The organism is Pseudoflavonifractor intestinihominis (genome assembly GCF_040096055.1).
Classification (GTDB): domain Bacteria; phylum Bacillota; class Clostridia; order Oscillospirales; family Oscillospiraceae; genus Pseudoflavonifractor; species Pseudoflavonifractor intestinihominis.
This window is the reverse complement of sequence record NZ_JBBMFK010000006.1, coordinates 121,465-133,519: the sequence shown is the minus strand read 5'-3', so window position 1 is coordinate 133,519 and position 12,055 is coordinate 121,465. Positions and strand designations below refer to the sequence as shown.

Here is a 12,055-nt window from a genome sequence, read left to right as displayed (position 1 = left end):
GATGGTCAGGTAGCCGTTGGAGTCGATGCCGTCTCCCTCCGCGCCCGGCCGGCGTTGATGGACAGCCGCCCGCCGTTGATGGTGGTGACGGACACGCCGTCCTCATTGGTGTTGATGCCGTCGTTCTGGGCGGTGATGAAGATGCTGCCGCCGTTGATGGTCAGGTGGAGCTCGCTGTCCAGGCCCTCGTTGTCGGCGATAATGTTGAGGGTGCCCGACTCGTCCGACTCCCCGTCCACATTCATGGACATCTTGGAGTAAAAGGCGCCGTCGTACTTGTGCAGCTTTTTGTCGGTGCCCTCCTTGTAGATCCGGGCCACGTGGGAACCGGTGACCGTGTTCTCCGAACCGTCGGCCAGAAGCACGTTGGCGCCTGCGGCAGAGGTGTCCACTGTGGGAGAGGCGGTCTCCGTGTCCTTGCTGCCGCACTCATAGACGTTGTAGAAGATGACCGCCGGAGCCACCGTACAGGTGATGTCCACCCCGTCCAGGATCAGGGTGACCACTGCATCCGGGTCCTCCTCCGCGTCCTCCCCCAGATCCACCGCTACCTGTCCGGCGGAGAGGGTGCCGGAGAGGCGGTAGGTGCCGGGCTGGGTGATGGTGACCACTGTGTGGGCGGCCGCCTCCTCGGCGGTGTGGGCCTCCTCGGCAGTGCCCTCGCCGTAGGTCTCGTCGTGGCCGTCCTCATAGTAGACGATGTCCGCTCCCACATAGACCGCCGAGGCCGGGTCTGTGGAGGCCGCCTGGCCGTCCACCGTGATCCCCTCGTCGGAGAGGACCACGGCGGTCTCGTCAGCCCCGCCCGTCTCACTGTTCTGAGCAGCGGCCGGGGTGCTCTCCTCCGGTGGGGCGGTCTGGGCCTCCTCCTGTCCGGCGCACCCGCCGCAGGAGAGCAGCAGCGCCAATATCAGAGCCGCGGGAATCCATTTGTTCCGCATAACTGAAGTTCCTTTCTGTCTCAGGATGGGAGCAAGTATAGCAGTCAAAGCTGAAAGCAACCTGAAATTTCGGTAAACGGACTGTAAACTTTCCGTCTGCGAAATAAACGGAAAAAAGATTTTTTATCCCGCAATAATCTGACCTGCTCAGGTGTGTTAGGGGTGAAAGGAGGAGGAAGCCTATGACCGGACAATTCCAGCGGGAGAGCCCGTTCTCCTACGCCTGCGACCACTACATGGACACGGTCTACCGGGTGGCGGTCCACAACGCCCCGTCGGCAGAGGACGCGGAGGACGTGACCCAGGAGGTCTTTGAGCAGCTGCTCACCTGCCGCAAGGGCTTCGCCGATGAGGAGCACCTGAAGGCCTGGCTCATCCGCTGCACCCTGAACCGGTGCAAAAACCTGTTCCGGAACCGCCGGGAGGTGGCCCTCAGCGAGACGCTGCCCGCCCCGGAGCGGGAGGAGGGCTCCGTACTGGATGAGGTGCGCCGCCTGCCCGAGCGGTACCGGAACGCCATCTACCTGCACTATTTTGAGGGGTACACCGCCGCCGAGATCGCCCAGATCATGGGCGGCACCACCAGCACGGCCCTCTCCTGGCTGCGGCGGGGCCGGGAAGCCCTGCGGAAACGGATGATAGGAGGGTTTGACGATGAATAAGCGGGATTATATCAGAGAGGTGGAGGCGCTCCGCGCCCCCGACCACCTGCGCCGCCGGATCACCTCCCTCCCCGGCCGGCGGACCGCCCGCTCCTTCCGGTGGGGCAGGCTGCTCTCCCTGGCCGCCTGTCTGGTGCTGGCGGTGGCGCTGGCGGTGGTCCTGCCTGTGCTCCTCCGGGGGCTCCACCACGGCGGAGAGATCACCCCGCCTCCGGTGGCTACCGGCTCCAGCGACACCATACCGAACGAGGAGCTGTGTACGCTGCTGGGAGATCAGTTTCCCGATCCCGGCGGGGGCGGGGAGATGTACTACTCCGCCGCCGGCAACGGCTGCACCCTGGGCGTGCTGCTCTACACCTCCCACCTCCCAGGCGTGGGTGGGGACAATCTGATTCTGTGCGTCTTTGACAACCGGACCAGGGAGCCGGTGGACCCGGCCACCATCATCTACGGCGATAGCGGCTGTCTCTACGTCTGGGACGACCTGACCACCCTCCAGCGGTATCTGCTGTGCACCAACATGACCGTTCATGAAGACGGCCGCCAGGACTGTACTGCCGCTCTCTTCGTCTTTGACGGCAGCAAGCTGCGCGCCGTAACCGAACTGCCTGAGACTGCCCTCGGAGCGGAGAACCTTCCCCAGGGTGCGGAGACCATGTTCCAGGAGGGCACCACCTTCTGGGAGGACCACAAAGGGGTCATCAACGGCGCCGGGCTGGACCTCTATGCGCGCAACCCCGACTGGGACGCGGCATCGGGCGACGAGGACAACCAGTGGGTCTACCTGTGCTACCTACCCCTGGGCGCGGAAGACCAGGCCCCCCTCATCGGCATCACATATCCCACCCAGACCGAGCCCACAGTGGGCTTTGAGTGGTACAATCCCCCCGTTCTGCCCCTCATTGTGGACGGGGACAGCGCGGGCCTGCGGACCTGGCGGAAGCTGACCGTGGACTTTACCGACGACCTGCTCTACGGCCAGGACTATGACAGTGGCACGCCCACGCCCCGAGTGACCGACCGGTACGTGGTGGAGAACAGCAGCGACAGAGCTCTGACCGTCACCCTCTGCTACCCCCAGGCCAACAACCTGACCGCCTACTCCACCTCCCTGCCCGCCATCACCCTGGACGGCTACCAGCAGGACAACACGCCCCTCATCGGCGGGGCCCTCTTCCCCGACACCAGCGACAGCTGGGTCGGTACCTTCACCACCTGGGTGGACTACCGGAACGCTATGGACAGCGGCGACGCCCTGGCCGGGGCCAAGGCCGACCCGGTGGGAATGCTGGCCGGCGTGCCAGTGGCGGTGTACGACATTGTACCCAGCCAGGGCTATGAGACCGTCCGGGACAGCCTGGACGACCCCTGGTCCGCCACTCTGGCGGTGGACTGCACCCTCTCCAACCCGGAGGCCCAGGTCTTTGTCTACGGTTTCAACGGCTATGAGCCCCTCTCCAGCGACGGTCTGAGCCGGCGTTACTCCTTCTCCTGCAATGACAGCAGCCGGGCGCTCCACCGCATCATTGTGGTGGGCGGCACGCTGGAGATGGGCCCTGTCACCTGCTACACCGACGGCTCTTGCGCCCAGACAGTGCCGGAGCTCACCGGACAGGTATCTGTCAAAGAGAATCTCTCCCTCTCCGACGCGCTTCTGGGCTGTGTGGAGGACTTCTACTACCAGCCCGAGGGCAGCGTCTACTACACCGAGGATACGGTGCAGCGGGTCCTGTGCGACCTGATCCTCCTCTATGTCTGCGGTCCCGCCCTGTCCACAGCGGTGTACGGCGACCCAGATCAGGGCGTGATGGCCGACCTCTACGCGGAAAACGCCGCCTTTATCCGGGTGGACGACCTGATCTCCACCGCCTCCGGCATGATGCGGTTCCTCTTCTGGACCTACGACGTGACCATCCCGGCAGGCGGACACGTGGTCCTGGAGGCCACCCAGCACATCTCGCCCAGCTGCACCCAAACAAGAGACGAGGACGGCTACCTGGTCTCCAGCGCCCCCTATGGCTTCGACTTCGCTCCCGCCTTTGCGGGCAGCCCGCCGCTGGAGGCCATAGAGCTGGAGGTCATCCACGGCGACAGTCTGACCGTGGCTGAGAGCAATTTCAACCTGTCCTTCGACGGCTACGGCGCCATCTCCGCGCTGGACCCCTCGGCGGAGCGGTACTTCTTCTCCGTCGCCAACACAAAATAGCTGCCTCCAGCTCCAGTCTTTTTCCGGCTGGAAAGCCTTTCGGCTTTCCAGCCGTTTTTTATTTTCCTCACAGTTATTCCCTTCTCTCTCCGCCGCAATCTGGTCAAGATGTCGAAATACGCGGATTACGTTATTTATTTTGTAGAATATTGTGACTATATTGCTGATTTCTCCGATAAAGTGGACTTCATCCAGATTTTATGATATGCTGGGCGTGAGATCACCATGTTCACTTTGCACAAATCCTCCCTGCTCACACTTTTGAATTTAAAACACAATATGGAATTTGGGGCATATGCAAAACCGCTGTGGGGAGCGGCGGCGCATACTGTGCCAAGGTGAACGGAATCCCCCAGGAAAGGAGGCCGCCGAAGGGTACACAGGAAGGAATACACTGATCAGAGAAGGAGCGTGTATATGAAAAGAATGGCAAGAAGATAGATGGCAGGCCTGCTGGCCCTGAGCCTTCTGCTGGGCATGCCGGCCCTGGCCGTGGAGACCCCTGCCGGCGCCGCTCCGGCAGCGGAGGCCCAGGTCTCTCCCCTGGCCGCTGCCGATATGGGCGACGAGAGCCGCGACATCCCGGTGGACGGCATCACCGTTACCGCCGGAGATTTCTATCAGAGCGACATCCCCAAGAACGTTCTGGACGGGGATGACGGCACACTCTGGCACACCAACTGGTACGGCTCCGACCGGAGCACGCACTGGATCACCCTGGATCTGGGCAAGGAGTACCCGGTGGACGGCCTGCGGTACCTGCCCCGGCAGGGCAACCAGCTCAACGGTACCATCACCCAGTATGAGATCTGGGCCAGCACTGACGGCGATCAGTTTGTAAAGATCGCCTCCGGCGACTGGGCGGCAGACCACGAGTGGAAGACCGCCTCCTTTACGCCCTACTACATCCAGTACATCAAGCTGGTGGCTGTAAACGCCTGTGATGAGGGCGGCGCCAAGTTTGCCTCCGCCGCCGAGATCCGGGTCACCCAGGCCGACGTGGAGGAGCCCTACGCCCTCTCCTCCTTTACCGAGGAATCCCACGGCGGCTGGCAGGTGGGCGCGGACAGCGGCACCGGCACCATCGCATTTGCCGACAATGAGATGGAGCTGTGGGGCACGGGCGCCAACGGCAACACCGCCTACTACGACGCCCAGTCCCCCGCCCTGGCCAACGGCTACGTCCAGGCCACCATCACCCCTGTGACCACCTCCCGCTTTGCCCTGCTCTACCGGTACACCGACAGCACCCACTACACCGGCATCAGCTATGATGACAGCAAATGGGGCTGGTGCGGCAACGGCGGCAACAAGTGGGGCGGCCTGACTGCCGACGCCTCCTATGCCGTGGAGGCCGGCAAAGCCTTCACCCTGCGGCTGGTCTTCAGCGGCGCCGACGTGAAGGTCCTGGTGGACGGCATCCAGGTGGCCCACGGCACCATCGACGACCCCGCCATCAGCCAGGAGGCTGGCCACATCGGCTTCCGGGTGTGGGGCGACGGGGACGACAGCATCCGTGGCCACATCAAGGTCAGCGCCATTGAGATGGGCACCGTCCAGGTGGAGCCCCTGCCCGAGCCCGAGGAGCCCCCTGTGGAGCCTGTGGAGCCCGTGGACGAGACCGACGCCGAGGGCAACTACCTGGTCACCTTTACCGACGCCTCCAAGCGCGGCGAGCTGGCCCTCAAGTCGGGCGACGGCACCGTCACCTTCCAGGACGGCGAGGGTGCCAACGGTTACGCCACCGTGTCCAAGGTGGACGGCATGCTGACTAAGGCGCTCTTTGTGGTGGGCCGCTCCCCCGAGGTGGAGAACGGCTTCCTCCAGGCCGACGTGACCAACCTGTCCGGCGGCCGTCTGGGCATCGCCTTCCGCCTCCAGGACAACGGCAACTATGTCAGCGTGGTCTACGACATCGGCAGCTCCTGGCAGATCACCAAGAACGGCACCCAGGTCGCCTCCTTCGACGCCGGCTCCTGGGCCAAGAACGCCACCAAGAACCTGCGCGTGGACTTTGCCGGCACCAAGGTCACCGTGACCATCGACGGCAGCCGGGTCTTCTCCCAGGACATCCCCGAGCTGGCGGGCACCGGCTCCGGCAAGGTAGGCGCGGTGGTCTGGGGCTATGACTCCGGCGACAACCAGGGCAAGGCCAAGCTGGACAACATCGTGGTGGGCCAGCGGGTCGCCGTGGAACTGAGCCCTGAGGAGTACTCCCTGACCTATGCCGAGGCGGGTACCGCCGACATGATCCTCCGTCTGGGCGAGACCGCCGAGCAGAACCCGCTGACCGCCGTCAAACTGGGCGAGCAGGAGCTGGCAAAGGACACCGACTACACCGTGTCCGGCAGCACCGTCACCCTGAAGGGCTCCCTCATCACCGAGGAGATGAAGGAAGCCGGCGGCGCCGCCTTTACCTTTGTGTTCCAGGACGGCTTTGAGGCCTCCTTCCACGTGCTGGTCCAGGCCAAGCCCCAGGACAGCCAGATCAACTACGTCCGGGACTTCACCACCGACCCCACCCAGGGCGAAAACCCCATGGCCGTTCTCTCCGGCAGCGCCAACCTGCGCTATGACGCGGAGAAGCAGGCCCTCATCATCTCCAACGCCTCCAACGCCTTCCTGGTGGACCAGAGCGCCCCCCAGCTGAAGAACTGCGACGTGGAGTTCACCTTCAATCTGACCACCGATTCGGGTTCCTTCTCCGCTCTGGCCCGGTATGCCGGCACCTCCAGTTACGTGGCCATGGGCCCCACCTCCAGCTCCGGCATCGCCTGGGCCGCCACCTCCAACTCCGGCAGCATGAGCCTGCCCAACTATGACGACGGCAACCAGATGTTCGGCAACCGCACCGTGCCCTACACGGTCCGGGTCCGCTTCCTGGAGAAGAACGCCGTCGTGTGGGTGGACAACTACGAGGTCTGGTCCGGCCCCGTGGACTGCTTCAACGGCGGCAACGGCCTGCCCGGCATCATTGTGAAGGGCGTCACCATGGAGCTGCTCAGCTTCAAGGTCACCTCCGTGGATATGCCCGTGGCTGAGGAGTCCACCGGTGAGGAGAAAGTCATCTCCTCCGACAGCATGTCCGTCACCATGGACAGCAGCTTCCCCCGGGTCATCAGCTACACCCTGGACGGCAAGACCCTGAACGGCCAGGAGATTCCCTACTATGTGGTGGAGCTGAACAACAAGGAGTACAGGCCTGCGGTCACCTCCGAGTTTACCGGCAGCACCGCCACCTACCACCTGACCGTGAACGTGTCTGAGACCCAGACCGTCACCTTTGACGTGGAGTTCACTGTCACCAACAACGTCCTTCAGATGAAGCTGAAGAACATCGACGACAGCGCCTACCACCTCTACAACATCAACTTCCCGGTCCACAGCCTGGTGTCCGTGTCCAGCGCCCAGGCCGGGGCCGAGCTGCGGGCTGCCAATTACAGCACCAGCGAGGTGCGCACCGACCTGACCACCGCCCCCGCAGCCGACATGTACCAGTCGGCCTCCATCGTGGTCATCAGCAACAACGAGCTGGCGGCCAGCATCAACAACGAGACCTACAACGGCCACCGGGGCATCTCCTACCAGACCATGCGCAACGGCGACCACACCACCACCGGCCTGTGGAGCACCGGCTTCCCCTACCGTGGCCTGGACGACGAGATCATGTTCGCTGAGCCCTGGGTGAAGGTGGCCGTCACCGGCGACCGCAACCAGGACAACAAGGTGGACTACCAGGACGGCGCCATCGCCCGCCGCGACGACTGCCAGAAGGACGGCCAGACCTCCGACGCCTACGGCTACGAGGTGGTCATGGGCAGCTACAACACCATCGCCATGGACGTGGGCAGCGCCGCCCAGTACCCCTTCCTCCGCATCCTGGACAACATCAAGAAGATGTCCCTGGGTCTGGACAACTTCCCCCAGACCGTCATCATCAAGGGCTACAACGGCCAGGGACACGACTCCAACAACAACGACTTCGCCAACTACAACCAGGCGGCCGGCGGTCTGACCGACTTCAAGACCCTGCTGTCCGTGTCTGAGGACTACAACACCAACATCGGTATCCACATCAACGAGACCGAGACCTACCCCGAGAGCTCCACCTACGGCCGTCTGGCCACCTCCCTGGGCGGCTGGCCCTGGTACGATGTGGCCCGGCTCATCAACCACGAGAACGACTCCCTGGACAAGTCCGATGAGGGCATGACCGCCCGTCTGGACCAGCTGAACGAGGACACCGAGGGCATGCTGGACCTCATCTATGTGGACGTGTACCACAAGACCCGCTGGCCCATGTACACCCTGGTGAGCAAGATCAACTCCATGGGCATGGCCATGGCCACCGAGTACCCCAGCGCCGTGGACCAGCACAGCGTGTGGGCCCACCACGTGGGCGCCCACGTGACCCAGGACAGCCTGGCCGGCAACCTGATCCGGTTCGTCAACAACCAGTATCAGGACATCTTCGGCAGCAGCAGCCTCTTCCGGGGTACCAACCGTGTCTCCGGCATCAACGGCTGGCAGGGCGCCTCCGACTACAACGGCTCCCTGGAGCACTTCTTCACCAGCGTCCTGCCCAACCGCTTCCTGGTGCAGTACCCCATCATGCAGTGGGAGAACACCAACGAGGTGGTGCTGGGTGAGAAGCTGAACGTGGTCACCAAGATGGAGAACGGCACCAACGTCATCACCCTGGACGGCAACGAGGTGGCCAGAGGCAACAATATCTTCATCCCCTTCACCGTGGAGGGTGTGGAGAAAATCTACCACTGGAACCCCTCCGGCGGCGAGAGCACCTGGACCCTGCCCGCCACCTTCGCCGGCCAGACCAGCGTGAAGGTGTTCAAGCTCTCCGACAAGGGCCGCACCGACATGAAGACCGTGGAGGTCATCAACGGCAATCAGGTCAAGATCAATGCCGACGCCAAGACTCCCTACGTCATCTACAAGGGCGACGCCGATGTGGATGTGACCGGCAGCCTGACCAGCTACAACTGGGGCGAGGGCGGCCTGGTGAAGGACGCCGACTTTGACAGCTTTACCCCCGGCTATGGCTGGACGGTGGAAAACGCCCAGTTCTGGGACAACGACCACGAGAACACCTACCTGGTCATGAACGGCAGCCAGGACGGCTCCGCCACCCAGACCATCACCGGCCTGACCCCCGGCAAGACCTATCAGGCCTCCGTGTGGGCCGAGGTCAGCGGCAAGACCGCCTCCATCACCGTCAGCGACGGCGACACTCAGCTGGCCACCAACTACATGACCGAGAGCAACGTGGTCTACGGCATCCACCACACCGATAAGTACAAGCGCTACCTCCAGCGGATGTGGGTGGAGTTCACCGCCCCCGAGAGCGGCACCGTCACCCTGGCCCTCACCGGCACCAACGGCACCGGCGAGAATTCCTACGTCCACTTTGACGACGTCCGCATCGTGGAGCACACCCCCAGCGACTACGGCTCCCACTACTTCTACGAGGACTTTGAGAACGTGACCGAGGGCTACGGCCCCTTCGTGTCCACCGAGTCGGACACCAGCCACCTCTCCGAGACCAACGCGCCCTACACCTTCGACACCATTGACGGAAGATTCTCCCTGAAGACCAGAGCGGGCGACTACTTCCGCACCCTGCCCCACACCCTGCGCCTCCAGCCCAACACCAAGTACACCATCGGCCTGGAGTACATCGCCGGCAGCGCCGGACAGGTCTTCACCCTGGCTGTGAAGTCGGACAAGGCCGCCGCCGCCCAGGACACCGCCAACGCCGTGGTGGGCTCCCTCGTGTGCTCCGCCGTGGGCAACTGGGGTGAGAACGCCCCCGTCACCCTGACCTTCACCACCGGCGACTACGACGACTACTATGTGGACATCACCAAGTCGGGCAGCATCTCTGAGTACGCCATCGACAACTTCTTTGTGGACGAGATCTCCGAGGCCTCCAAGGACTCTCTCCAGGCCCTGTACACCCAGTGCGAGGCGCTGGTCCAGGCGGACTACACCCCCGAGACCTGGGCCGTCTTCGCCGAGAAGATGACCGCCGCCAAGGCTGTCCTGGATGCCGACGCGCCCACTCAGGAGCAGCTCCAGCAGGCTCAGGACGCCCTCCAGTCCGCCAAGGACGCCCTGGTGGCCTACGCCAAGGCGGAGGATCTGGACCGACTCCAGGCCGTCATCACTGAGATGGAGGCCGTCTCCTCCGACTACTACCAGCAGGATGAGCAGTGGACCGCCTTCCAGAGCAAGATCGCCGAGGCCAAGGCCCTCAAGGAGACCGAGCAGGTCACCGTTCCCCAGGTGGATGCCATGATCCAGGCCCTGCGGGACGCCAAGGCCGCCCTGAACAGCCTGGTGGACAAGAGCAAGCTCCAGGAGCTGTACACCCTCTGCGCCGCCATCCCCCAGAACGATGTGGTGGACGGCAACGAGGTGGCAGCCTTCCTGAAGGCCCGCAGCGACGCTGAGACGCTCCTGAAGGACGAGACCGCCCAGCAGGCCGCGGTGGACGCCGCTCTGAAGGCTCTGTCCGACGCTTACGGCAAGATCATCCCCAAGCGCACCACCAACGAGGGCCACATGGACGCCGCCATCGTCACCCAGCTGGCGGCCAAGCTGGCCGAGGCCAAGGCCGTGGAGCAGCCCAGCGCCGAGCTGACCGCCGCCATCGCCCTGGCGGAGGCCGCCAGCGAGCCTCTTGCCACCTGGAAGTCCGTGGTGGAGGCCATCGAGGCCCTGGATGCCGCCATGGTCCCCTCCGGCAACACCTTTGTGGTCACCTTTGATTCCCAGGGCGGCAGCGACGTGGCCGCTCAGACCGTGAAGGAGGGCGAGAAGGCCGCCGAGCCCACCGCCCCCACCCGTACCGATTACATCTTCACCGGCTGGTACACCGAGGCCGCCTGTGAAAACCGCTACGACTTCGATACCCCTGTGACCGCCCCCATCACCCTGTACGCAGGCTGGTCCTACGACGGCGACTCCCAGTCCACCATCCCCATGCTCGGCAGCCCGGTCACCAGCGACGGCACCACCACGGTCACCACCCAGCTCTGGCCCGCTGTCTCCGCCGGCACTGCCGCCGTCAGTGTCACCACCTTTACCATGAACCGGGCGGTAAACAGCGCTCTGTCCGCCGCCCAGTCCAACGGCTCTGCCCCCGTGGTGGAGTTCGTGGTCAAGGGTCAGGCCGGCACCGTGGAGATCACCCTCCCCACCGACGGTCTCAAGACCCTCAGCGCCAACGCGGACGCCTCCCTGCGGGTCGTATCCGGTCTGGGCACCATCACGCTGGACTCCGCCGCGCTGGCTGCCGCCTCCGCCGTGGAGGGCCGGTCCGTCACCCTCACCATCTCCCTTCTGTCTGAGGACGACCTGACCGACGCCCAGAAGGCGGCCGCCAACGGCATGCCCGTATACGAGATCACCCTGACCAGCGGCTCTGTCACCATCAGCGACCTGGGCGGCGGCCTGGCCTCCGTCACCCTCCCCTACGCCGCTGAGGACGGCCAGAAGCCGGAGTGCATCGTGGTCTACTACATGGCTGAGGACGGCGCTCCCACCCCCTGTGAGACCACCTACCACGCTGTGGACAAGACCGTCACCTTTGTCACCGGCCACTTCTCCAAGTATGTCATCGGCTACGACCCCGCCCTCACCTGGGTCAACCCCTTCACCGACGTGAAGGAGGGCGAGTGGTACTACCCCGACATCCGCTATGTCTGCAGCACCGGCCTGATGACCGGTACCTCCGCTACCACCTTCAGCCCCGACATGTTCACCACCCGCGGCATGATCGTCACCATCCTCTACCGGCTGGAGGGCTCCCCCGCTGTCAGCGGCGCGGCCCCCTTCGGAGACGTGCCCACCGGACAGTATTACTCCGAGGCTGTGGCCTGGGCCTCCGCCAACGGCATTGTGAAGGGCTATGACACCGGCCTCTTCGGGCCTGACGATGTCATCACCCGGGAACAGCTGGCCGTCATCCTGTACGGCTATGCCCGGTACAAGGGCCTTGACGTCACTGTCAGCGGCGACCTCTCTGGCTTTGCCGACAGCGCCTCTGTCAGCGCCTGGGCTGCCGACGCCCTCAAGTGGGCCAACGGCCAGGGCCTGATCAACGGCAAGAACGGCAACCTGCTGGACCCCGCCGGTACTGCCACCCGTGCCGAGGCGGCCGCCATCCTCAGCCGCTTCTGCCAGAACATCTGATTTTCCCATCAGCGCACAAAAGAGCGCCTGCG

The 12,055-nt window shown here is 64.1% G+C and carries 4 protein-coding genes; 3 read left to right on the top strand and 1 reads right to left on the bottom strand.

The genetic code is table 11. From position 1 onward, the window contains the following. Positions 1-5: 5 nt before the first annotated feature. Complete coding sequence (locus WMO64_RS05515) at positions 6-941, bottom strand: carbohydrate-binding domain-containing protein (protein ID WP_349231287.1); 936 nt, start codon at positions 939-941, stop codon at positions 6-8. A gap of 182 nt (positions 942-1,123) precedes the next feature. Here WMO64_RS05515 and WMO64_RS05510 point away from each other — a divergent pair, with 182 nt between their 5' ends. From WMO64_RS05510 to WMO64_RS05500, 3 genes are all read left to right on the top strand, one after another. Further along, positions 1,124-1,603: an RNA polymerase sigma factor gene (locus WMO64_RS05510; RefSeq protein WP_349231286.1), complete on the top strand. Its 480-nt coding sequence runs from the start codon at positions 1,124-1,126 to the stop codon at positions 1,601-1,603. Further along, the gene (locus tag WMO64_RS05505; RefSeq protein WP_349231285.1) at positions 1,596-3,809 is read left to right on the top strand and encodes a hypothetical protein; all 2,214 of its coding nucleotides are present in this window, start codon (positions 1,596-1,598) and stop codon (positions 3,807-3,809) included. The genes WMO64_RS05510 and WMO64_RS05505 overlap by 8 nt, the downstream gene beginning before the upstream one ends. 441 nt (positions 3,810-4,250) lie before the next feature. After that, entirely contained in the window at positions 4,251-12,023 is a 7,773-nt protein-coding gene (locus WMO64_RS05500; protein WP_349231284.1) for an endo-alpha-N-acetylgalactosaminidase family protein, read from the top strand. Positions 12,024-12,055: the final 32 nt, after the last annotated feature.